The organism is Nocardia sp. NBC_00403 (genome assembly GCF_036046055.1).
In the GTDB taxonomy this organism is placed as follows: Bacteria; Actinomycetota; Actinomycetes; order Mycobacteriales; family Mycobacteriaceae; genus Nocardia.
On the sequence record NZ_CP107939.1, the window covers coordinates 6,721,933 to 6,744,352 of the forward strand.

The following is a 22,420-nucleotide window of genomic DNA, read 5'->3' on the forward strand; positions in this document are numbered from 1 at the left end:
GCAGGCCCCGCACGCCGGGGCAGGTCACCGTTGGCGCCGGGATTCGTTGAGGGTGTCGGCGAGGGTGCGATTCATTTCGGCGGCCGCAGCCAATTGCTGTTGCAGCAGTGCCACTTTACGGCGCAGCGCGGTCGCGTCCAGCCGTTCCAAGCTCGGTCCTTCGGCGGCGCGCACCCAATTGCGCACCGAATTCGTATGCACACCGATCTGTTCGGCGACCACCCTGCATGCCTCCGATTCGCTGCGCAGCTTGCCGGTCAACGCCATGACCTGCGCCACCGCGGCATTGCGCACCTCCGGCGACACTCTCCGATAGGACCGATGCGGCATCACGCGGCCCACCTCCAGCTCGCACGCACAGGTCTGCACCATCTCGCGACCGTCGCACCAACTCTCATGCGGCACTCCCGCCCGGCGAATTCGAGCCACGCGTGGTGGATTCGGTGAACTCACTGAACCGCTGATTGGTGTCGTGGATTCCACTTTCCTTCTCCGAGAGGGTGAACTCCATATGGAATGGGATGCCGGGCCGACGATCCTCACCGATTTTCAGGAGGAACTTGCCGGTGCCCGGTGGTGACGGCCGTTGCTGGCCGGGCTTGAGCGCCTCGCCCGTCAGCGCTTGCGGTGCGGACCATCCGGTCACCATCTCCTCCTCGGCGGATGTGAACGGAATGGTGCTGTCGAGGCGTTTGATCTCTTCGCCTGGCAGCGCGCCGAAGATCTTGGCGCGCGCCCGCTCCAGGAAACCCAGTGCCTTGGCAATCGCCGCTTCGGATCCGAGTGCTTGCAGGTCCTTGATGGTGTGGCTGATCATGATCAGTGCGGTGCCGATGCCACGCTGCAGGCGGGTGAGCTCGTCGACCCGGTCGATCATGAAGTCGCCGAGGCCGAGCACCTGCCACAGCTCGTCCATCACCACCTGGAAGTAGCGCTGCGCGCCGAGTTCGGCGTCGGCGAGCACGTGTGCGGCCTCCACCGAGGCGAATCCGTCCGCCCAACAGGCCAACATCACGGCGGCCTTGAGCTTCTTGTCGCCGGTGGGGATGTGCGAGACGTCGATGCAGACCGCGACCGCGCCGGTGTCGATCGGCACCGTGGTCTGGCCGTTGAAGATCGCGCCGAACGGGCCCTGAGTGAGCGCACGCAGGGACCGGCGGAGCCCTTTGATCGAGACCTGGTACTCGTCGGGGTTGTCAGCGCCCGCGTCGAGCATCAATTCCTCACCGCCACCGACGATCACCTCGAGCAGGTTCTCCATGATGGGCGGCTGGTCGGGGGTGTAGCCGCTGCCCGGCCGGTAGAGCACGCGCAGCGCGGTGGAGATCAGTGTCTCCTCGTAGTCGCGCACCCGCGCGCCGCGCACCAACTCGACCAGACCCGCGACCAACGTCACCTGCCTGGCCCGCAGATCCTGCAGCACCTGGGTCTGCAACGCAGGCAGCGCGTCCAGGCGCGGCACCACCGAACCGAGCACACCCGCGGCGAGCGGATTGAGTTTGCCGTGCCCGTAGCCGAGGTCGATCACCTGGCCGCCGACCAGTTCCACCATCTTGCGGTAATCCGGTTTCACATCGGCGAGGATGAGCGGGGTGATGCCCTGCGCGATGCCGCCGAGCACGATCCGGCGCACCAGCGAGGACTTACCGAAACCATTGAGCCCCAGGACGAAAAGGCTCGGTGCGGTGATGAAGCTGCCGCGCATGAACCAGTTCATCGGGTCGAAGCACACCGGCGCGCCGGTGTGCAGGTGCGATCCGAGCGGGGTGCCGATCAGCGGCGCGCCCGCGCCCACCGACCACGGCCACAGGCCCGCGACCTGGGCGGTGGTCGCCCGGTATTCGACCGGGCGACCGACCACGTTCATGCGGCCGCCGCCCGCACCTGCGTAGCCGCGATCGGTGAGTTGCGCAGTGCTGCGGTCGAATCCGTCCTCGAAGGTCTGTTCGGCGCGGGCGGCGTAATTGCGGCGTCGGATCTCGTCGGTGCGCAACCGGAAGGTCGCCCACGCCGCGCGCAGCCCCGTCTGCTCGCGGCTGATCCCCTCCAGCCTGGTCCTCGTGACATCGTCGAGCAGCTGCGGACCGGACTGTTTGCGCCTGTCCGCCTTCAGCCTCGCCCGCTCCATCTGGGGCGTGCCCATTGCACGGTCGGCGACCCGGTCGGCCTTGACCGGTCGCGCCACACCACGACCGATCCGCTCGCCCCTGGCGCCGACGCGATCCGCCGTTGCGCCGGTCCGCTGAGGCGGTACCGGCCGATTGCTGCGCACCGGACGTTCGCCCTCGCGCGGGCGCGGCGGCCTGCCCTCGGCACGATCCGCGGAAGTGCGCTCGCCACGACCGTTCTCGGCATGGGGCCGATCGGCGCGCGCACGGTCGGTGTGCGCCCGCTCGGGACGTACGCCGTCGGCGCGACCGGCTCCGGCCCGGGCGCGACGCTCCGCCGCATCCCGCGCCGAACGCCGTTCCCGATCGGCCATTTCCTCCAGGCCCGACCGATCGTCGCCGGTCACCCGCGCCGCGTCCCGTGCGGGGCGACGCGGACGGTCGGGTATTTCCTCCAGGCCGTTGCGTTCGCCGCCACGCGGCCTCGTGCCATCCGCACCGCGGCCCCGCGCGGTTTCCCCGGCAGGACGCTGCTGGGGCGCATCGACCGCGGGCCGGTGTGCCCAGTCGTGCTCCCCTTCCGGCTGCCGTGTGCCGCGGCGAACCGGCGTCCCGTCCCGTTCCCGTACGGGTGGCTCGTAGTCACGTGCCATGAATCGCTCACCCCGCAAGTGCTTTCGGAATTGTCGCGTGTTCCGGCAGGATCACACCACAGCCGAGCGAGGCCGCGAAAGCCGCCGACTGATAGCGGTAACACCGTCGGATCTTCAGCCGCGCCTGCGTGGACAGGTCGCGCGTGATGGCTTCGATACGCGGCAGATCTCCGCGCAGTGGCTCGGTGATGGTCACCAACGCCCCGAAGCGGGTCACACCGTGACCCCTGGCCTGCTCCTCGCGGGCCTGCTGGGTGGCCCCGACGCGCAGGGTGGCGGCCGCCGAGACGACCCCGCGTTCGCTCTGCTGAGCGACGAGTGCGTTCTTGAAATCGTCGTCCACGATCTCGGCGGCGTCGGCGGCCGAGTGCGGGCGATAGACGATGGCGATGCGCTTACGCGGCACTTCGGGATTCGGCGCGAGCAGCCGCTGCAACACGCGCTCGTCCACCGCGCCCTCGGGTGCGGCGTCCATCTCCCAGGTGACCGAGCGGCCACCGTCGTGCACCAGGTGATCCCACTTCTCGTCGTGCGACACCGGCCCGGCGTCGGCCCAATCCAGGCCGTGCCCTTCGGGTTCACCCGCCGCGACCTCGAGGTCGGCCTGCGAGGCCGGGTCGTAGCTGCGCCGGATGAACGAGATGACCTCATCGGCCGACATCGGCTGTGCCCGCACACCGGCCTCGGCCAGCGCGGCGCAGATGCCGGGCAGCCTGCGGCCGATCTCGACCGCCTCTTCGGCGGGGTTCTTGCGGCGCTCGGCAGTGGTGGCCTTGAAGGTGATCGCCACCCGTGGCAACAGCTGCACCCGCTCCTGCGGCAGCTCGGTGGCCAGCTCGTACATCACCTGCTGAGCGAGCTCCGGCGCATCGGGCCTGGTGATCGTGGAAACCTCGGTGAGCAAACGGTTTCCGGTCTCCGGCACGGTGTCGATCACCGGGACGACTGCGACGATGTCACTGGTCTGACCCACCGAGGCCAGGAAGGTGCCCCACGCCGACACCCAGCGGTCGATGACCGGCTGGTCGACCGCCTCGTGGCCCTGCGGCCACGCGCGTAGCACCACCGTGTACTGCGCGAACTGCGGTAGGTGGATCATGCCGAAGCTGTAGCCACCCGCGTCGATGCCCTCATACAACTTCGAGGGCGCGAGCAACCCGGGCAATCGGGTGACGCCACCGGGAATCCGGGAGAAACGGCCGCCGCGGTACACGTGCTCGCCACGCTTACGCGAGCGCATCCAGTTGAACATCATTATTCCGTTCTCGTAGCCGGAGCGGCCCCCCGTCCGCCACACCAGTGGAACCATCACGACAACGCCGGTGCCGCCCACGATCAGACCCCATGTGAACCCGCCGACCATGGCGCAGATCAGGGCCGTGATCACGACGACGAAGCCGAGCACGGTTTCCTCCCAGCGCAGGCCGAAAAGGCCTGCGCTGCGAGGTTTCTGCCACAGTCCGTACGCGCGGCGCTCGTAGGTATCGCTCGTCGTCATCGTCATCGCGGAATGGTGCTCCTCCCGAGGTCGGGTGAACGATTGGCCCAGCGGTCGCCGGCCACGTCACCCATTGCTTGATCGGCCCCGGTCAGCGGAGCGGTCATGGCGCGCGCCGCGCCGACCCGGCCCGCCGCTCTGGCCGCACCGGACGGTACTCCCGCCGCGCCCGCGGGCCCGGAGGCGCGCGGTGCGCCGCCCGGGGCGCCACCGCCACCGCCACCACCGCCACGTGGTGGGGCCGGACGCGGACCGGCGCCACCGCCGCGGGTGGGCGGCGGACTTCCCGCACCGCCGACGTAGCCCGCCGAGCCAGGAGCAGCCGCGCTCTTGACCGCAACGGCCTTGGTACCCATGGCCCCGAGACCCGCGACGGCGAGCAACGTACCGCCGGTCGCGGTGAGACCGGAACCGCCGCTACCGACGACCGCGATCGCGGGCGTGACAAGGCGCATCAGTGCGGGCAGCACGAACGCGACACTGCAGAGCAACACGATGGCGACCAGCATGCGTTGTGCCTGTTCGCCTTCGGGCAGTCCGGAAGTGTCGGTCAGCGAGTCCACATGACCAGCGGTGGTGAACGCGATCATGTAGACGATGGCCGCGACCGGTTTCCACAGCATGAACGCGATGATCCAGCCGACCAGCTTCTGATACGACGTCTTACCGACGTTCATCCCGGAAGCCGCTGCCGCCAAAGGCAATACGCCCGCAGCGATGATCAGCAGACCCTGCCTGACGATGGCGAGGATGATCTGCGCGAGCGCGCCGAGCAGTCCGACGATCGCGATGATCAGCACCAAACCCGGCGAAAACGCCTGCAGTTTACTGGTTTTCACCATCAGCTCAGCCAGGTCCTTGGCGTTGCCATCGGTCGAGTCGTTGATGATCCACTCGGAGAACTTGTCCGAAGCCTGGGTGCCCGCGACGATCACGGCGCCGAGCATCCACGAACTGAACACCACTCGGGCGAACATCCGGAACGATTCGGCCGCTTCGTTCATCGCGGCGCCGCGTCTGGCCTCGGCCAATCTGGCGCCGGAGAGGATCACCGAGGCTATCAAGAGCAATATCTGTACCTGATAGGTGTAATCGTTGATCTTGGTGAACAACGACCCCCCATCGCTGGCCACCTCGTTGGGCACCTTCATCCAGAACGTCAACGCCAGAATGATGGCCTCGCCGAGGCCCTTCATCAGCGAATCGACGACCTTACCGAAGGTCGAATCCCAGGCCTTGTCCTTGATCGCGTCGGCCGCGCTGCGGGGATGCGAGGCGGCATTGCCAGCCTTGCACGCGGCCGAAGCGGCGTCACCGAGCGAGATCCCGGGCAGACCGACGTTGTCGAGAGTGTCGTGCAGTTCGTTGCACGTCTCGTCGAAACCGTAGGTCTGACCGTAGGCCACGGTCGGCGTCGCGATCATCACCGTGAATATGACCGCGAGAATTGTGAAGACACGCCTCACCATTGTGTCCACCCCTCGATGCTTCGCAGGGAATCAATCTGGACTTGCTGTTCGCCGCTCACCGCGGTGAGCTTCCAATCTCCGTCGCGCCACACGACTGCCAGGCGCATGCCCACCCATGTTGGTTGGCCATCAACTGTTTCTCGGGCCTTTCTCGCAAACTGAATGAGCGCGGTTTCTTCTGTGTAGCTTTCGATTCGGAAGGCGTCCGAAGCGAACAGCAGTGGTCTCAGCTTCTCCGGCAGTCGATCCGACACCTTCCCCTCGGCGACCAAGCGGTCGTATTCCGCCAAATACTGTGGCGTGACCTGGACCAGGCGCACCAGCATCTCCCGGTCCCGCGGATTCGCGTTGGTGCGCCAGTAGATCTGCTCAGCCGCCAGTGCGGCCCCCTGCGGTGTATGGGCGAATCCGACCGCGGCCTTACCTTCGATGCGTGCCGGACCATCGGACGTCGAGAACCGCACCACGGGGCCACCGAATACTCGCTGCCACACGCCTTCTCCGCTCGCAGGCCGCGGCGCGGCCGTCAACCAACCAGGTGCGTCGGACTGCAGCTGCGCGGCCGGATTCTGTTCCAGCGCAACACCTGCCGGGCTGTCCGGGATATCCACCCCGCGGCCGAACACATCGACATCCGACTTGCCGAATCCTGCCGACCCGTTCGGATTTCGGACGGGAGCACGCTCCGAGCTGGTGCCCGTCTTCGACACCTGGTCACCCTCTGCGGCATTGTTGCGGACCGCACCCACGGTCACCACGACCGCGATGAGCACCGCCAGCACCGCGCCGAGACCGACCAGCACCAAGGGCGAACGCTTACGCTCCGGTCCGGATCCGGGCCCTACCGTTACCATTTCGTCCACCCCGCCAGCGATTCGATGTATTCGGTCTGTGCGCTGTTGGAGGTGGCGGGCTTGAGCCGCCAGTCCCCTGCGTCCCATACCATCACCAGTCGCAGCGCGGCCCACAGCTGCTTGCCATCGACAACGGGCCCGCGCGAGGCGAGCCGAATGATGGCGAGGTCGTCGGCGTAGTTCTCCACCTTGAACGCATCGGAGGCCACGAAGTACTTGGTCACCTTCTCCGGCTGCTGTTGCGGCAGCCGGTCCTGCGACAAGGCCTTGTCGTAGGCGGCGATCTGCTGGGCCGAGACCCGCACCTGACGGACGTACAGATCGCGGTCGGCGGGCCTGGCATTGAGCCGATAGGTGATCTGCGCCGCGGCGAGCACCGAACCCTGCGGGGTATGCGAATAGCCAACGGCGAGACCGTCTTCGATGCGCGTGGGTCCGTCGGAGGTGGAGAACGGCACCGAGGCGCCGTACACCCGCTGCCAACCATGTGGTGTGGCCGTGCCGATCGGCGCCGCGGTCAGCCAATCCGGGTCCGAGGACTTGCGCTGATCGCTCGGTTCCTGCGGAAGTGGTTGTCCGGCAGGGTTGTTCGGCACATCGAGACGCCTGCCGAAGATGTCGATCTCGGGTTCGGCGAATCCCTCAGCACCCGAACCCCCGGACGCGGCCGCCCCACCGCTCGAACTCGAATCATCGCGGCCCAGATACACGACGAGACCGACGATCACGATGAGTGCGAGCACCGCGGCCGACGCGACGGCACCGAAGGAGACGCGATCGCGTGCGTACGACTCCTTCTCGGTCACGACTCCACCTCGCCGGCACACGGCTCCGTCATGCCCGAGGGTCGCGGCGACATGATTCGCTCGCTGCGCTCCCTCATGTAGGTGCCTCCAATTTCACAATGTCGGTGGGCAATTCGTCGACCGCCTCGATGGGACGTGCGGCCGATTCCGGGTCGGGCAGTCGTAACCTCCAGTCGTTGCCGAACCACTCCACGATGGTGTGATTCACCGCTCTCGAGTTGTCCGAATATTCGGTGTAGACGTCGACGCCGGACTTCTGATCGGTGTAGTCGGTGATCTTGTAGCCGAGCAGCCGCGGCGCGTATTCGGCCGAAGCGGGCCCGGTGATCGACAACTGCACACGGTTGACCGACCACTCGTCTCTGGCCCGGCCCGGCACGACTTCCATGGCAACCACTTTCGACCACTGGTTGTCCGCGGCTACCGACAATCGCACGGTGTGGACGATCGCGGCGAGCGCTGCGCCGGGCGGTGAATGCTCGAAACCCATTGCGGCACCGTCGGCTTCCTTCTTCGGACCTTGGTCCGCGTGTGGCAGTGCCACGCCTTGGAACGGCTGCCAGCGCAGTTGCGTCGGCGCCGCGGCCAGGTCGGGGCCCGACTCGCCGTCACCACCGCAACCGACCGCGGCCATCAGCAACGCGACACCGACCGCACCCGCGGCAGGCCGGCGGGCGCCCCACCGCGACGCGCGGGCGGGCTGTCGGGTCGCGATATGCTGCGGACGCGTCGCTGTGGATTTCATCGCAGGGCCGTTCCTATCCCCATACCGGTCGTTCACGTCGGTAGGAAGGCCAGCGCGATCCCGGACGCGGTGCTCGCCACCGATGCGCCGAGCAGGCTCATCAGCACGCCGTGCGAGGCGTCGTTCATCGCGAGATCGCTGCGGAATGCGATCCACAACCGGCCCGCGGACACGATCATCCAGGCGAGGCATACCAGCAGCACGAACCAGAGCAGCCAATTCAGCAGGTGCATCAGAGGTTGCAGCACCTCGGCAGGCATCTGCTTGTAGGCGAGCACCTCGCCTGCCGACATTCGCACGGTAGACATCGCCCGCATCAGGTGCCGATGACGGCGTTCATGATGGTGCCGGCGCTGGTGGCGACCACGCCGCCGATCATGGCTCCCGCCACCATCTTCGGCGACTCGAGCCCACCACCGGTCCACTTCTCCCACGCGAACTTGCCGCCCGCGTAGGTGATGCCGCAGACCCCCGACAGCAGGACGAACCAGGTGAGGTACCTGACCAGCTGCAGGATCTTCTCCGAGCCGGGAGGCGCCTCCGGTGTCGGGTTACCGACTTGAGCGAGGACAGTGCCGTACGTGTCCTGCACGGCGAGGAGGATCGTGCTCATCGGGTGCCTTTCTCGAAAAAGTGTGCTGTCAACGGTCCGGTACGGCGCTGAATATCAACATTATTCTGGCCCTTCGTCGAATGATGAAGCGGCATCCAGGTTTTCGCGCACCGCTGCAACGATGTCGGTGCCGAGTTCCCGGACTTCGAGTGGGACCTCCTCGAGTGGGTCGATCTTTCGCTTCTTCTGCGGGAGTGCGTCACCCGGCGCCCACACCGGCAATTGCTCCGGCTCGACGAGCGTCCACTCCTCGTACCACGGCACTTCCCACACCTGGCCTGCCAGCGATCCGACCACCTCGCGGTAGCGCCGGATCTCGGCAGGCAACCGGCCGGGCCGGGCCGCGACCGTGATGAGTCCGAGTACCTCGGCGGCGCCGGCGAACCCCGAATGATGTTGGCGCAGTAAGTCATGGGCGCGAGTCAGTCCGGCGATGGTCTCTCTGGCGACCAGGACGACGAAGGGCGATTCGCGGTCGAAGACGCCGGGCCAGCGGCGGCCCGAATCCGCCGCGGGCGCAAGCACATGCGCGAGGGTACTGGCTCCGGCACCACCGTGCACACCCAGCAACCACACCAGTGGCGCCCTGCCGATGCCCGGCACCGGACGTTCCCAGATCAGGGCGCGACGCGACTCCGGCGGCGCGACAACGCCGGCTTGCGCAGGCTCGGGTTGACGACGAAGTTTCATAGCGGCGGTCATGATGCCACCCCGGCCAGCAGGCGCGCATACGCCCGGCGCGTCTCCGCGGCCAGCGACGTGTGCCGGACGAGTTCACCGCGGGCCAGGTGCGGGTCGTACGGAATCTCCCTGATGTCACGGACCCAACCGGAAAGATGCGAACGCAAATGATCGGCAACCCGCGACTCGCCGCCCGGCTGCTGGTGTGAGACAACGATCGTCGTGTCACCGACGATGCCGCTGCCCTGTCCATCCGCGGAGTCGCCGAACTGGTCGTCGAGCCATTCCAAGGTCACCCGCAGCCGGTTGGCAGCGTCGGCGCGCGCCGGAATGGCAAGCACCAGAGCAACATCCGAGTCGTCGAGCAGCGGGCGCAGCTGACGCCCGGCAATCGGGCTGCCACCGTCGTAGACGCCGGTGAAGCCTGCGTCGTAGATCGCCCGCGCCACGGTCAGATAGGTGGCCCTGCGACGCAGCGGCGCGGCATCGCGCCACAGCAGCCCGACCCCCGAGCTCGCCTGGGACATGCACTCCTTCAACGGCGCCGGCTCGTCGTTGCCACGGCCGTACAACCACGATTGCAGGCTGATCGGGTACAGGTGCTCGTCGGCGCCGCGCAGCGCGAGATCACTGCCCGCGGCTGTCGAGTCCACCGCGACCGTAGGATTACCCCCCAGCGCGAGCTCGCCCGCGATCCCGAGCACCGTCGTTGTCGTCCCCGCGCCGCCGCAGCCGCCGACCACCAGAATCGGCCGCTGCGCGGGTTCCACGGCCTCCACACCGCTCTCCGCGCGCTTACCGCGCCGTAACCGCACTACCGGAGCCCTCGTGCGCGTAGGTCGGCTCGCCGATTCGCCCTCTGCGGGCGCCTCGTCGAGCCAGCGACTCCAGTCCTCTCCCATCGCCTCAGCTCTCCTTTTATCCGGCCGCGATACCCGTGATGAGGGTGCGGCCGTCGACCACCGCTGTGGTGACCGTCTGCTTGTTGTACGTGGCGGGCACACCGCCGGGCCGGTACTCGGTGATCTCCACCGAGTACCGAGTGTCGGTGAGCGTCACGATGCGCACACAGTGCGTGGTGCCCACCGGGATGGAGTCGATACCGCGCTGGATCACCGACGCGGGCGAGACGGTGGCCTCGGGCGCGACCGCTGCCCTGGCCCGCTCACCGGAGCGTTCCACGTAGTAGCCGTACTGGAACGACAGCACCGCATCCGGCCCCGACGCAGTGCCGCCGGATTCGGCGCTACGCACCACGCGATCAGCACGTTCGGTGGGGCAGGCGCCGGCCGCGCTCGCACCGGTGCCGGGTTGCGGTCGAGTCGCGTAGACCGGCTTTGCGCCGATGTCGTCGGCTTGGACGGTGCCCGCGGCGAACTGCAGGGGCGAGGACGTCGGACCGGCCGCGCCGCGATCGTCGGAGGAGTCCAGCAGGAACAGCACAACCGCCACGGCCGCACCGAGCAGCACCACCGCGACGATCAGCACCGCGATCACCCTGGCGCGGCGTGCGGCCGGATGATCGCGAGCCTCCTGACGCAGTGCGCGCGAGGCCGCCGCGGCGGCCCAATCCGCGCGGTCGTTGTCGAATTCGTCCTCTGGCCACGGGAAGCGCACGACGCCACCATCCAGCGGCGGTGGGTAGTCGTCGTCGGGGCCGGGTGCGCGGCCGGACACCCAGTCCGACCAGCCACCGATGAATTCGCTACGGCCCGACGGGAGATCGGTCGGCACATCCGCGCGGGCTCGGATCTCGTCGGGATCGTCGTCGAGAATGTAGTGCGGATATCGCGCGGGCCCATCGTCGTCGAGGACGGAAGCACCCACTTCGTCTGCGTGGGCCGGGGCGGCCGAGCCCGTCTCCGGCTCCAGCGGGCCGTACCAACGCGACAGCTGTTTGTACGACTTCAACATTCCCCCCGTCCCGCGGAGCGAGGCACATGGCGCATCGTCAGACCCTCTCGGCGATCAGTTCGTGGAGAACGGGTAGGTGTTGGCGGTGCCGGGCCGATCGGCGGGGGGCACCGAGGTCTCGCCTCCGGATGAGGCGCCATCGGCTCCCGTCCCAAACGGAAATTGTCCCGTACCGGACGAATTCGGCACAGTCGACGCGCCGGAGCTTTCGCCGAAGAATCCGGTCGGCGGCCTGTCGCTGCCGCCCTGCGGCGTGGCGCCACTGCCGAACGTGCCTGCCACATCGCGTGCGACCGCAGCGAACCAGTCGGCGACGAACTGAGTCGGTGCTTCCCCGTTGGCGGACATCGCCGCGGTGCTGTACCCGGTGTGGCGCTGGACGGTGTCCCAGTACCGCGTCCAGGTGGTGATGTTGAGTAATTCGCTGTTGTCGGTGATGTTCTGTAGAACCGCGTCGAAGGCCTGCGTGACAAGACGAACGCCGGTGGTCGGCGGAATCAATTGTGGAACGGCGCCGATCAGCTTCGTTCCCAGCAACAGCAGGCCGGACACCGGATCCGACAACCCCGCGCCGGCGAGCTGACCGATGCTCGCCGGATCGAGGACCGCTCTGACCACGGCGACGACCGAGTTCAGACCGATCATGCCGACCTTCAGCAGGCCCTGGATCGCACTGGGAATCTCCAGCGGGGTGCGCGGGTCGGCGGCGTCGGCCAGCCGCTGGGAGATCGACTTCCGCGGCGAGAGCGACAGATTCGCGATCGAATTGCCTTGGATGTCCTCGCCGGCAACCTTGGTCGCCGTCTTGATCGAGGTGAACGCCAGCGCCTGCGCGATCGACACCAACGAGGCGATCGGGTCGCCGCCACTGAGCTTGGCCTGCCCGACGACATTGGCGACGGCCTTCAGAATCGGCGCCCCCTGCGGTGCGTCGCACGCGAGGTCGCCCGCCGCACAGAAACTCGCGACGCGACCGGTCAGCGCGCCGAAATTCGCCGCTCTGTCCCGGTCCGGACCGATACCGCCGCCCGCCGCGGGCGTTTGGGCCAGCGCGGCGATCGAGGCCAGCTGATCACCGGTGGTGCCGGGCGCCGCATCGGGCGCCGCCTTGCCCGGCGAGCCGGGGAACAGCGGGGCGCCGGGGTTGCGCGTCGGATCGCCGAACAGCGCTACCGCAGCGACCTTCTCGGCAGGCAGCACACCGCGACCCTGGCCGATCTCCTGCGCGAACATCGAAGCGACATGGGCGCCTTGGGAATACCCCACCACCGCGAACCGGGTGTTCCCGCACCGCTCGGCGACCGTCGCGGCCATGCTCCGCAACCTGGTCAGACCGCCGGCGACGGACTCCGAATACGGCACCGCGCCACCGGCGGTCGCGCCACCGAATCCGGCTTCGTAGGGCACATAGGCACGATCGACCAGCCCGGGATCGGGAGCCTTCGCCAGCATCGGCCGAAAGACCGTCGACAGCATCCCGGTGTCGGTGGTCGGTGCCGCGTCGGGCGAGGATTCCCCCGTGCCCTGAATTCCCAACGCGTACAGCGCAGGGCAGCTATTGATCGGCACATTCGTCGAGGGTCCCGCGGGATTCGACGGCGCCGCGGCCGCCGCGCCGGTCGTAGCGGTCGCCACAGCAACGGTGAACGCGACCAGCATTCCCGAGGTTCGTACCGAGTACTTTGCCATAGCGATCCGCAATCATCCGTGTTGCCGCAGCCATCCTCAACGCCATGAAACGCACTAAACCGTAACAGAATCCGGCAAACATCGCTGAGCCCGCGAAAACTTTCCGGGAACCGCCGGACGATCCCGGACACAGCTTGGCGTGGCGTGCCGGACCTGCCGACAACTTTCCGATCATGAGCAGTCGAAGGCAATCCACGGCGACCCCCGGGGACTCGAATCATCAACCCGGACTTCGCATTCCGGCGAAGGCCCGACCGGCGCGAACGCTTTGCCCGAAAAATAGCCAGGTCACCGGGTCAAACCCGGTGACCTGCGGCGATGTTCAGCTATCTTGACGAATACCGGTCACTCAGGTGGCCGAGGTAACGCGGTAGACGTCGTACACGCCTTCCACATTGCGCACCACATTGAGCAGGTGACCCAGATGCTTCGGATCGCCCATCTCGAAGGTGAACTTGCTGATCGCGACCCGATCGCCGTGCGTGGCCACCGAGGCGGACAGAATGTTCACCTTTTCATCGGCGAGTACCTTCGTCACGTCCGACAGCAGGCGGGTGCGATCGAGCGCCTCGATCTGGATGGCCACCAAGAACACCGACGACGGCGACGGCGCCCATTCCACGTCGATGATCCGCTCGGCCTGCTCGCGCAGCGAACCAGCATTGGTGCAGTCGGTGCGGTGCACACTGACCGCGCCGCCGCGGGTCACGAAGCCCATGATCTCGTCGCCCGGCACCGGGGTGCAGCACTTGGCCAGCTTGGCCACCGTGCCCGGTGCACCGGGAATCAGCACACCGGCATCGCCGGTGACGCGCTGCCTGCTGGGCGTGGTCGACGGTGTGGAACGCTCCGCGAGCTCGTTCTCCACGTCGCCGATCCCGCCGAGCTGCGCCATCAGCCGCTGCACGACGTGATGCGCGGACACCTGGTGCTCGCCGACAGCGGTGTAGAGCATCGAGATGTCGGTGTAGTGCAGCTCGTGCGCGACCGCGGTCATCGCGTCCACGCTCATCAAGCGCTGCAACGGCAGCCCGACTCTGCGGACTTCCTTGCCGATCTGCTCCTTGCCGCTCTCCAGCGCCTCCTCGCGGCGTTCCTTCGCGAACCACTGCCGAATCTTGGCCTTGGCACGCGGGGACACCACGAAGTTCTGCCAGTCGCGGCTCGGTCCCGCGTTCTGCGCCTTCGAGGTGAACACCTCGACGACCTCGCCATTCTCCAGCTGGCGTTCCAGCGCGACGAGCCTGCCGTTCACCCGCGCGCCGATGCACTTGTGCCCGACCTCGGTGTGCACCGCGTACGCGAAATCGACCGGCGTCGACTTCTGCGGCAGCGTGATCACATCGCCCTTCGGGGTGAACACGAAGATCTCCGGCGACTTCAGGTCGAAGCGCAGCGACTCCAGGAACTCGGCCGGGTCTGCGGCCTCCCGCTGCCAGTCGAGCAGCTGGCGCATCCACGCCATGTCGTCGACCTCGGTGGAGTCGTTGGAGTGCTTACCGCGCGTCTCCTTGTAGCGCCAGTGCGCGGCAATGCCGAACTCGGCGGTGCGGTGCATGTCCTGAGTGCGGATCTGCACTTCCAGCGGCTTGCCGTCCGGTCCGACCACCGTAGTGTGCAGCGACTGGTAGACGCCGTAGCGCGGCTGGGCGATGTAGTCCTTGAACCGGCCCGCCATCGGCTGCCACAGCGAGTGCACGACGCCGACCGCGGCATAGCAGTCGCGGACCTCGTCGCACAGGATGCGGATGCCGACCAGGTCGTGGATGTCGTCGAAATCCTTACCCTTGACGATCATCTTCTGGTAGATCGACCAGTAGTGCTTGGGCCTGCCCTCGACGATCGCATTGATCCGGGAGGCGGCCAGGGTGTTGACGATTTCCGCGCGCACCCGCGCCAGGTAGGTGTCACGCGAGGGTGCCCGGTCGGCGACCAGTCGCACGATCTCGTCGTACTTCTTCGGGTGCAGGATGGCGAATGCGAGGTCCTCCAGCTCCCACTTGACCGTGGCCATGCCGAGGCGATGCGCCAGCGGCGCGATCACCTCCAGAGTTTCCTTCGCCTTCTTCGCCTGCTTCTCCGGTGGCAGGAAACGCATGGTGCGCATGTTGTGCAGCCGATCGGCCACCTTGATCACCAGCACGCGCGGATCCCGCGCCATCGCGATGATCATCTTGCGGATCGTCTCGGCCTCCGCCGCAGCGCCGAGATTGACCTTGTCCAGCTTGGTGACACCGTCCACCAGATGCGCGACCTCGGCACCGAAATCCGTCGTCAGCTGCTCGAGGGAATACCCGGTGTCCTCGACGGTGTCGTGCAACAGCGCCGCGACCAGCGTGGTCGTGTCCATGCCGAGCTCGGCCAGAATATTGGCGACCGCGAGCGGATGGGTGATGTACGGATCGCCGGACTTGCGGAACTGATGCGCGTGCCGCTCGTCGGCGACATCGAACGCGCGCTGCAGCAGCGTGAGGTTCGCCTTCGGATACAGCTCCCGATGCACGCTGGCCAATGGCTCGAGCACCGGCTTGACCGCCGCGATACCGCGCTGGCCGGTCATCCGCCGCGCCAACCGCGCGCGAACCCGCCGGGACGCCGATGTGGGCACCGCCGCCGACGTTCCCGGCTGCCGCGCGGGAGCCGAATTACCGGCCGCAGGCTGTGCCGCGGGAGTGGTCGATGTTGCCTTTCCCCCTGGGGCGGCCGAGGCACCATTCGCGGGCGAGGCCACCGCCGATTGCTCGACATTCGCCTCGCCTAGATGCTGAGTCATGCCACCACCTCTCCACGCCGCGGTCGGACCACCCTATCCGACCGCTGCAACCGCCCTCATCAACTCTAGTCCCGCCTCGACTCGTCCGTCCGATTCACGATTAGCGGAGACAGTTTTCGTGTCACCTGCGGGGGACCCGGGCTCGATTCCACCGGGTAGCCGTGTTCGCAAAGTCAGCTGTGTGGGTGGCGCGGAATACCGACCGGAACCTCGCAGCCTCCGCGGTGACGATCCGACCGGTACAACGGCTGAACCACCCGCGGATAATCCCAGCGTAGGTGACGCAAGCACAGCGGCAAGAGCCCGTTGCGCGCCTCGATCGCACCGCACGCCGGCGTCGATACCGTCCACACCGAGGTCCGACTGCTGGTGGCATCGAGGGACACCGACATCGCGGTGAGTGGCGGCGGCTGGGTAATCAGGACGTGAGCCGCCTCGTGGGCTAGCTGTACTGACCATGGACGTTGGTGACGGCGTGGCGAGCTGACATGGCGAAGACCTCCGAGTGAAGTGCGAGCTGTCTAGGAACGCATTCACCTGTCGGAGGTCTTCGTGTCTCACCGTAATGCCCCGCTCACGGAGTTGGGCCGGTTGCGTCTTGCTCGTTGTGTCGTCGATGAAGGTTGGCCGCTCCGCCGGGCGGCCGAACGGTTCCAGGTCTCGGCCACCACCGCGTCGAGGTGGGCGGGTCGCTATCGCCTGCAGGGCCCGGCGGGCATGGTCGATCGGTCCTCGCGACCACATCACAGCCCGCGCCGGACACCGACTCGCACCGAACGCCGCATCATCAAAGTTCGTGTGCTGCGCCGATGGGGACCGGCCCGCATCGCCTACCTACTGGGCTTGCATCCCTCGACGGTGCACCGGGTCCTGACCCGCTACCGGCTGGCACGGCTGCGCTGGCTCGACCGCGCCACCAGCCAACCGGTACGCCGCTATGAACACGATGCCCCGGGCGATCTGATCCACATCGACGTCAAGAAACTCGGCAAGATCCCCGACGGCGGTGGCTGGCGCAAGCTCGGCCGTTCCGCTGGCAACCGAAATTCCCAGGCGCACAAGCTAACCAGGGTCAACAATGTTCACGGCAACCCGATGCACGGCTACCACTACCTGCACACTGCCCTCGATGATCATTCCCGGCTGGCCTATACCGAACTCCTCGGTGACGAGCGCAAGGAAACCGCCGCCGCGTTCTGGGCACGCGCCAACGCCTGGTTCACCGCCAACGGCATCATCACCCGAAAGGTGTTGACCGACAACGGGTCCTGCTACCGATCCCGCACCTTCGCCGAGGCCCTAGGGCCGGTGGTCCACAAACGCACCCGTCCCTACCGGCCCCAAACCAACGGCAAGGTCGAACGCTTCCACCGCACCCTGGCCGACGAGTGGGCCTATGCGCGGCTCTACCGCAGCGATGTTGAACGATGCGCAGCCTTCACCACCTGGCTCCACACCTACAATCACCACCGCGGCCACACCGCACTCGCAGGCCACCCGCCCGCTAGCCGCGTTACTAACCTCTCAGGTCAGTACAGCTAGCGCACTCCTTGCGGCGCGACGACCTCGACGATCCGACATCACCGCGCGGGTGGGCGAGCATGGAGTGCCCGTCGGAGCCAGGGTCGGGTGGCGCGCCGAGCAGGTCGAGCACAGTGGGGGTGATGTCGACCAGCGAGTAGCGGGCGTTGGCGGCACCCGCGGGGAAATCGGGACCGCGGGCAATCACGAAATTCGTTGTCTCGTCGGCTGATTGGCCGCCGTGACCACCCTCCGGTAGGTGCCCGTGATCGGCGGTGACCAAGATCGTCCACGACTCGGCCGGATTCGCCCGCATCCGCGCGTCGACGGCGGCGGCGATTCGGCCGACCAGCACATCGATGCGAGTCACGGCGTTGAGGTATTCCTGTGACGCACCCCCGTGGCGATGGCCCGCCCGATCGACCTGATCGAGGTGAGTGAAGAGGAAATCGGGTCCGAAGCGGGTAACGGCGGTGACAACTGCATCGGTGGTAGCGACGTCGACGGTGGATTCGTCAGCGTCGTTCGGCACGGGTTGGGTGGAAATGACCACGTCGGCGCGCGGGTTGCCGCTCGCGGCCATGGTGGCAATCTGATCCCAGGTGGCAATCGAATGGGTTTTCAATGCGGGGTCGGCGCGCCCGAGTTGCGTGAACACGGTCGGATACTTCGCGAACGGCGTGGCATCGAATTGGTTGTCCCTGATGCCGTGCTTGCGGTCCCACACACCGGTCAACACGGTGGCCCACGAGGGGCCGGAGATGGTGATGTGCGGCGCTATGGACGTTCGGCTCAGCGACCCTTCTGCGCTGAGCTGCAACAGATTCGGCGCCTGCACCTGCTGAATCTTCTTGTACATCAACCCGTCGAGCCCGATCAGCACGACTTTGCGCACGCGGCCATCGGCCCGCGCGGTTCCGGCCGGCGCGGCGACGGGCAGCGCCGCGACCGCCGCGGCGGCAACCGCACCCGACAGCAACCGCCTACGGCTCACGGCGCCGCCCCACGGACGCCGACCTGCACCGTGCTCGGGGGGCAGCGGTCCCCCGATGTCGCGTCGGGCACCCGCACGCTGCGGACATTCGGCTCCACAATGCCCCGGAAGCGCCGCGGCCACGACCGGCTCGACGACCGCGCCCCACCGATGCCCGTGACCGTCGGCTGCCGACGACACTGGGTCCATGGCCCGCTCGCTGGGTTCCCTCACAGTTCGAACCATGCGGGCCCGCGCGGCCTTTCGGAAGGCCGCCGCGCCACTGTTCATAGACGTTTCATCGGTCACGCCACCGCGCGTTGCCTCGCTGAACGACCGCTGAACATTCCAGAGCCGACAGCTATTCAACCTGTTCACAGTGGTTAACCCGCACGAGGTGTGCGGGATACCGATTGACACCCGGCTGGTCATGTGGCTGGCTGACGGACATGCAGTACAGCGGAAATCGCAGCATCCGAGTCGCGGCTGTCGCAGACCTGCACATGCGCGACTCGGTGGTCGGGGTGTTCCGTCCCGACTTCACCCGCCTGGCCGAGCACGCGGACGTGCTGTTGCTCGCCGGCGACCTCACCGAGGGCGGCACAGTGCGCGAAGCCGATCTGCTCTGCGCCGAAATCGCGGCTCTCCCCGTACCTGTCGTCGCGGTGCTCGGCAACCACGACCACGACCACAAGCTGGGCTACCGAATCGCCGCGATGCTCACCGCCGCCGGCATTCACCTGCTCGACGGCGACGCCGTCACTCTCGATCTGGCGGGCTCCCGACTCGGCATCGCCGGAGTGATGGGCGGCAGCGGCGGATTCCCCCGCTACCCCGGCACACCCGACGAAGGCACCCTCGAACACCAGGCCCGCATGCGCCGCGGCCCCCTCGACGCGCTCCGCCTACACCAGGCACTCGACACCCTCACCTGCGAAACCCGAATCGCTCTCATGCATTTCGCCCCCGTCACCGACACACTGGTCGGCGAGCCACGAAAGATCTACCCAGGCCTCGGCTGCCACGATCTGGCCGAAGCCGTCGACGCGGGACGCGCCACCCTGGCAATCCACGGCCATGCGCACGGCGGCACCGAATTCGGCCGCACCGCGGGCGGTGTCCCGGTCCGCAACGTCTCTTATCCCGTTATCGGCCGCAGCTACGTCGTCTACGACGTAGGGCTGACGTAGCGGCCGATTCCCGCAACCGACCTGACGGGCAACAGCGCGCCGGTCGAGTATCCCAGCGAGGCGAGTCCAACGGCTACCAGCGTGGCCCGGCCGGTAGGTTCTCGCCATGACCGTCGCCAAGTCGCTGCTGTTGTTCGCTCTCGCCGCGCTTGCCGAAATCGGCGGCGCCTGGCTCGTCTGGCAGGGTTGGCGGGAACACCGCGGCGTCCTTTGGATTGCGGCAGGCGTCCTCGCCCTCGGCGCATACGGTTTCGTGGCAACCTTCCAGCCGGACCCTAATTTCGGCCGCATCCTCGCCGCATACGGCGGCGTCTTCGTCGCAGGCTCTCTCGTCTGGGGCATGGTCGTCGACAAATTCCACCCCGACCGTTGGGATTACGTGGGCGCAACCAGCTGCCTGATCGGCGTGGCGATCATCATGTACGCACCGCGCGGCTAGCCAGCCGAAACCCTCCGAGCCGCAACCCCTTCCGCGTCCTTGCCGTCCGTAGGGCGCCACTTGCAGAAAAGCCCTGAAATTGCCCTGGTGACTCACATGAATAGATGCGCATATCCAAGTATCACAATGCGATTCCAGCATCGCTCTACACGGCTACACCAATACCCGATCCCGCAGCCACCGAATACCACCCCCGAACGGTCCGCGTAACGAGCGGCACGTGGCTGCGGCAGAACGTGGGTGGGCCACTCCACCATGTGCCGGTCAGGCGGGCGTCTCCAGGCGGGCTGGGTTACTCGGTCGGCGTGAACGCCCAGACGGCGGCGGGGCGGCCGGTGGCTTTGACGCGGCGGCGTTCGGTGGTGCGGTAGAGGCCGGGGAGGGCGGCGAGGGTGCGGTTCAGGTTTGCCGGGTCCGGCTTGGCGCCCTGCAGGGTGGTACTGAGTTCAACGGCGCGGGTGGCGGGGAACTCATCACCCGTCAGGGCGCGGGTGAAGGGAATGTCCTTCCAGAGCAGGCGGGCGAGCAAGCCCTGTGCGGCGTCGACGATCCGATTGTGGTCGAAGGCGAGCTGGGGCACGGCGTCGAATGACACCCACTGCGCCGGACCCTCGTGTGGGCCGACAACTGCCCACATCGCGATCGACAAGGTCGGGCCGCGTGGGTCGCGATTCGGCTCGTCGAAGGTGACCAACTGCCCCACCGCACCGATCGCGGCCTCGGGCACACCCAACTTGGCATGCACCGCCCGCCGCGCTGCCCCAACCAACCGCTCCCCCCGCCCCAGCAACACCCCAGGCAATGCCAACTCCCCGGTGAACGGCTCGAGCTCGCGCGGCGCAACCCCGATCGTGACCCCCGCGTCCGCACCCCAGAATCGCAACGCCACCACATCCACCGAAACCACAGATTGCTCCACGTCGACCTATCCTGCCCCAGCCTGCGCACTCGACCACGATGCAGGGCCCGCCCGACGAACGGGACACCCGAGCGCACGCTTCACGACCATTGCCAGCACCGTGGACCCCGCGCCGCACGGTCGCAATGCGTCGGCATTCATGCGACCGGCGACATTGCGAGCGGTGGCGTCGAGTGGAGTGCGCCGTAATGGATCCGGCGTGCCGCTGCCGACGGAGCTGCGCATTGTCTCGGCCACGATCACCGCGTCGAACCAGCAGAGGTCTCCCGTGCCCGCATCGCACGCAGCGGCATCCGATCGGTGCGATCGGGGCCGTCGGCAGTGAGCACGACGGGGGTGCCGAGTTGGTGTTCGAGCCAGGGCACCGGATCGCTCGGCATGGCGGTCAGTTCCGGGATCGCGGTGGTCAGGAGGTCGGTTAGGTGCCGCTGATGGTCGAGATCCTGCCAGGTACCCGGCGCGAGGTGGTCGACGATGCCGGTGGAGGTTGTGTATCCGGTTGCGGCATAGCGCGTTCCCGGCGCATCCAGGTGGGTGACGGCCAGCCCATCGATACCACCGGATGCCGCGATGGCGTAGCGGAGCAGGATCGGGTCGAAATGGCCGAGCCGGAAGGGGCCCTGGTAGGGGCCGGTCGTGTTGTGTGGCTCGGGGATCGCGAGGGTGGTGTCCGCCGTCGGCAGCGGGCCCGCACCGTGTCGGGTCAGATAGGTGCGCGTCACGCCGAGCACGTAGCCCTCGGCGCCGATGCCTGCGAGCATGGCGCGGGCATTGCGTGGTTCGACGGTCGACCACGTGGTGTGGGGGTGGAAGCCGCGCCACTCGTCGAGCAGGATGCCTTGGGCACCTTCGAAGACCAAGCGCCCCTGCCGCGCAAAGTGTGCGAGGTGGGCGCCGTCGACGATCCGCACCGCGGCGGCGAACTCCCGATACATGTCGAGAAGGTCGGCTATCGGCTCGAACCGGTGTTCGCTCGGCGCGATCAGCGGCCCGTAGTGCGCGGCCAGCGCCTGCAGCTTGTCGCGAAGTAGACTGGGGCGCAAGCAATCCGACACCGTCGGCGCGTTGTGTCCGAGCGCATACGAGGCCGTCTCCCCGATGCCACGTCCACACGAACCGTGCCGCGAGAGCCCCCGCGCGTCCTCACGAGCACGGTTGGCGGCGATGTGGATGGGCGTCGTGAGCAGTGCCCGCCCGTCCACGAACAGCATCGAGAGCGGGTCCGGCACACCGAGCGCCGCCAACCGCCGTGCCTCCCCCGCCAGCGCGATCGGCTCGACGAGCATGTGCCGCGACAGCAGGGTCGGCACACCCGCGAACGTCCCGGACCCGAACTGCGCGAAGGTGTGATGCCGTCCTTCGGCCACCACGTTGTGCGCCGCCTGCGCCCCACCGTTGAATCGCACCACCGCCGCCACACCCAACTCTGCCTCCGGCGAACACAACCAGTCGACCGTCGCCCCCTTGCCCGCATCGCCGAACCCGAGGTCGACCACAATGATGTGCCCATGAGACATGTTGCACCCCTTCATGATTCGTCCGGTCGATCACCGAGCGGCGGCAACCTGTGCGCAC

At 67.4% G+C, this 22,420-nt stretch carries 20 protein-coding genes; 3 read left to right on the top strand and 17 right to left on the bottom strand.

Features of this window, described 5'->3' with window-relative positions:
* Window positions 1-24: 24 nt before the first annotated feature.
* The 14 genes from OHQ90_RS29975 to OHQ90_RS30040 all read right to left on the bottom strand — a co-directional run bounded on the left by OHQ90_RS29975 (window position 25) and on the right by OHQ90_RS30040 (window position 15,803).
* Window positions 25-372, bottom strand: a complete 348-nt coding sequence (locus tag OHQ90_RS29975; protein WP_328403183.1) for a transposase — start codon at window positions 370-372, stop codon at window positions 25-27.
* 22 nt (window positions 373-394) lie between these two features.
* On the bottom strand, window positions 395-2,761 hold the full coding sequence (locus OHQ90_RS29980) for a hypothetical protein (RefSeq protein ID WP_328403185.1): 2,367 nt from the start codon (window positions 2,759-2,761) through the stop codon (window positions 395-397).
* 7 nt (window positions 2,762-2,768) lie between these two features.
* A complete protein-coding gene (locus OHQ90_RS29985; RefSeq protein ID WP_379065983.1) occupies window positions 2,769-4,259 on the bottom strand; it encodes an SCO6880 family protein in 1,491 nt (496 codons plus the stop codon).
* A gap of 2 nt (window positions 4,260-4,261) precedes the next feature.
* Window positions 4,262-5,728: a hypothetical protein gene (locus OHQ90_RS29990; protein ID WP_328403189.1), complete on the bottom strand. Its 1,467-nt coding sequence runs from the start codon at window positions 5,726-5,728 to the stop codon at window positions 4,262-4,264.
* The gene (locus OHQ90_RS29995) at window positions 5,722-6,591 is read right to left on the bottom strand and encodes a hypothetical protein (protein WP_328403191.1); all 870 of its coding nucleotides are present in this window, start codon (window positions 6,589-6,591) and stop codon (window positions 5,722-5,724) included. Before OHQ90_RS29995 ends, OHQ90_RS29990 begins: the two co-directional genes overlap by 7 nt.
* Window positions 6,576-7,388: a hypothetical protein gene (locus OHQ90_RS30000; protein ID WP_328403193.1), complete on the bottom strand. Its 813-nt coding sequence runs from the start codon at window positions 7,386-7,388 to the stop codon at window positions 6,576-6,578. Before OHQ90_RS30000 ends, OHQ90_RS29995 begins: the two co-directional genes overlap by 16 nt.
* A 73-nt stretch (window positions 7,389-7,461) precedes the next feature.
* Window positions 7,462-8,133 (bottom strand): hypothetical protein, encoded by a 672-nt coding sequence (locus tag OHQ90_RS30005; protein WP_328403195.1) that lies wholly within the window; start codon window positions 8,131-8,133, stop codon window positions 7,462-7,464.
* 32 nt (window positions 8,134-8,165) lie between these two features.
* Window positions 8,166-8,441, bottom strand: coding sequence for a hypothetical protein (locus tag OHQ90_RS30010; protein WP_328403197.1), 276 nt, complete (start codon window positions 8,439-8,441; stop codon window positions 8,166-8,168).
* A gap of 8 nt (window positions 8,442-8,449) precedes the next feature.
* Window positions 8,450-8,746 carry a hypothetical protein gene (locus OHQ90_RS30015; protein ID WP_328403199.1) on the bottom strand — a complete coding sequence of 99 codons (297 nt, stop codon included), beginning with the start codon at window positions 8,744-8,746 and terminating at the stop codon, window positions 8,450-8,452.
* Window positions 8,747-8,806: 60 nt separating this feature from the next.
* Window positions 8,807-9,448 (bottom strand): DUF6668 family protein, encoded by a 642-nt coding sequence (locus OHQ90_RS30020; protein ID WP_328403201.1) that lies wholly within the window; start codon window positions 9,446-9,448, stop codon window positions 8,807-8,809.
* Entirely contained in the window at window positions 9,445-10,329 is an 885-nt protein-coding gene (locus OHQ90_RS30025; protein WP_328403203.1) for a MinD/ParA family ATP-binding protein, read from the bottom strand. The genes OHQ90_RS30020 and OHQ90_RS30025 overlap by 4 nt, the downstream gene beginning before the upstream one ends.
* A 16-nt stretch (window positions 10,330-10,345) precedes the next feature.
* Window positions 10,346-11,341 carry a hypothetical protein gene (locus OHQ90_RS30030; protein ID WP_328403205.1) on the bottom strand — a complete coding sequence of 332 codons (996 nt, stop codon included), beginning with the start codon at window positions 11,339-11,341 and terminating at the stop codon, window positions 10,346-10,348.
* Between the two features lie 54 nt (window positions 11,342-11,395).
* Window positions 11,396-13,030 carry a cutinase family protein gene (locus OHQ90_RS30035; RefSeq protein ID WP_328403207.1) on the bottom strand — a complete coding sequence of 545 codons (1,635 nt, stop codon included), beginning with the start codon at window positions 13,028-13,030 and terminating at the stop codon, window positions 11,396-11,398.
* A 349-nt stretch (window positions 13,031-13,379) separates the two neighbouring features.
* The gene (locus tag OHQ90_RS30040) at window positions 13,380-15,803 is read right to left on the bottom strand and encodes a RelA/SpoT family protein (protein ID WP_328403209.1); all 2,424 of its coding nucleotides are present in this window, start codon (window positions 15,801-15,803) and stop codon (window positions 13,380-13,382) included.
* Between the two features lie 552 nt (window positions 15,804-16,355).
* Between OHQ90_RS30040 and OHQ90_RS30045 the strand changes: the two genes are divergently transcribed.
* Window positions 16,356-17,345, top strand: coding sequence for an IS481 family transposase (locus OHQ90_RS30045; RefSeq protein WP_328399578.1), 990 nt, complete (start codon window positions 16,356-16,358; stop codon window positions 17,343-17,345).
* On the opposite strand, the gene OHQ90_RS30050 is transcribed toward OHQ90_RS30045, so the two are convergent.
* On the bottom strand, window positions 17,320-18,531 hold the full coding sequence (locus OHQ90_RS30050) for an alkaline phosphatase family protein (protein ID WP_328403211.1): 1,212 nt from the start codon (window positions 18,529-18,531) through the stop codon (window positions 17,320-17,322). The two genes, OHQ90_RS30045 and OHQ90_RS30050, sit on opposite strands and share 26 nt — an antisense overlap.
* Window positions 18,532-18,746: 215 nt before the next feature.
* Between OHQ90_RS30050 and OHQ90_RS30055 the strand changes: the two genes are divergently transcribed.
* Complete coding sequence (locus OHQ90_RS30055) at window positions 18,747-19,487, top strand: metallophosphoesterase family protein (protein WP_328403213.1); 741 nt, start codon at window positions 18,747-18,749, stop codon at window positions 19,485-19,487.
* 106 nt (window positions 19,488-19,593) lie between these two features.
* A complete protein-coding gene (locus tag OHQ90_RS30060) occupies window positions 19,594-19,926 on the top strand; it encodes a YnfA family protein (RefSeq protein WP_328403215.1) in 333 nt (110 codons plus the stop codon).
* 292 nt (window positions 19,927-20,218) lie between these two features.
* Here the strand turns inward: OHQ90_RS30060 and OHQ90_RS30065 are convergent, their stop codons facing one another.
* Together OHQ90_RS30065 and OHQ90_RS30070 are read right to left on the bottom strand one after the other, a co-directional pair.
* On the bottom strand, window positions 20,219-20,845 hold the full coding sequence (locus OHQ90_RS30065; RefSeq protein ID WP_328403217.1) for an NUDIX hydrolase: 627 nt from the start codon (window positions 20,843-20,845) through the stop codon (window positions 20,219-20,221).
* Between the two features lie 239 nt (window positions 20,846-21,084).
* Window positions 21,085-22,362, bottom strand: a complete 1,278-nt coding sequence (locus tag OHQ90_RS30070) for an adenylosuccinate synthetase (protein ID WP_328403219.1) — start codon at window positions 22,360-22,362, stop codon at window positions 21,085-21,087.
* Window positions 22,363-22,420 lie beyond the last annotated feature (58 nt).

What these genes read in the sequence shown, in the direction of transcription:
- OHQ90_RS29975 (WP_328403183.1), bottom strand. Translation starts at nt 372, where the DNA reads ATGGTGCAGACCTGTGCGTGCGAGCTGGAGGTGGGCCGCGTGATGCCG.
- OHQ90_RS29980 (WP_328403185.1), bottom strand. Translation starts at nt 2,761, where the DNA reads ATGGCACGTGACTACGAGCCACCCGTACGGGAACGGGACGGGACGCCG.
- OHQ90_RS29985 (WP_379065983.1), bottom strand. Translation starts at nt 4,259, where the DNA reads ATGACGACGAGCGATACCTACGAGCGCCGCGCGTACGGACTGTGGCAG.
- OHQ90_RS29990 (WP_328403189.1), bottom strand. Translation starts at nt 5,728, where the DNA reads ATGGTGAGGCGTGTCTTCACAATTCTCGCGGTCATATTCACGGTGATG.
- OHQ90_RS30005 (WP_328403195.1), bottom strand. Translation starts at nt 8,133, where the DNA reads ATGAAATCCACAGCGACGCGTCCGCAGCATATCGCGACCCGACAGCCC.
- OHQ90_RS30010 (WP_328403197.1), bottom strand. Translation starts at nt 8,441, where the DNA reads ATGTCTACCGTGCGAATGTCGGCAGGCGAGGTGCTCGCCTACAAGCAG.
- OHQ90_RS30015 (WP_328403199.1), bottom strand. Translation starts at nt 8,746, where the DNA reads ATGAGCACGATCCTCCTCGCCGTGCAGGACACGTACGGCACTGTCCTC.
- OHQ90_RS30020 (WP_328403201.1), bottom strand. Translation starts at nt 9,448, where the DNA reads ATGACCGCCGCTATGAAACTTCGTCGTCAACCCGAGCCTGCGCAAGCC.
- OHQ90_RS30025 (WP_328403203.1), bottom strand. Translation starts at nt 10,329, where the DNA reads ATGGGAGAGGACTGGAGTCGCTGGCTCGACGAGGCGCCCGCAGAGGGC.
- OHQ90_RS30030 (WP_328403205.1), bottom strand. Translation starts at nt 11,341, where the DNA reads ATGTTGAAGTCGTACAAACAGCTGTCGCGTTGGTACGGCCCGCTGGAG.
- OHQ90_RS30035 (WP_328403207.1), bottom strand. Translation starts at nt 13,030, where the DNA reads ATGGCAAAGTACTCGGTACGAACCTCGGGAATGCTGGTCGCGTTCACC.
- OHQ90_RS30040 (WP_328403209.1), bottom strand. Translation starts at nt 15,803, where the DNA reads ATGACTCAGCATCTAGGCGAGGCGAATGTCGAGCAATCGGCGGTGGCC.
- OHQ90_RS30055 (WP_328403213.1), top strand. Translation starts at nt 18,747, where the DNA reads ATGCAGTACAGCGGAAATCGCAGCATCCGAGTCGCGGCTGTCGCAGAC.
- OHQ90_RS30060 (WP_328403215.1), top strand. Translation starts at nt 19,594, where the DNA reads ATGACCGTCGCCAAGTCGCTGCTGTTGTTCGCTCTCGCCGCGCTTGCC.
- OHQ90_RS30070 (WP_328403219.1), bottom strand. Translation starts at nt 22,362, where the DNA reads ATGTCTCATGGGCACATCATTGTGGTCGACCTCGGGTTCGGCGATGCG.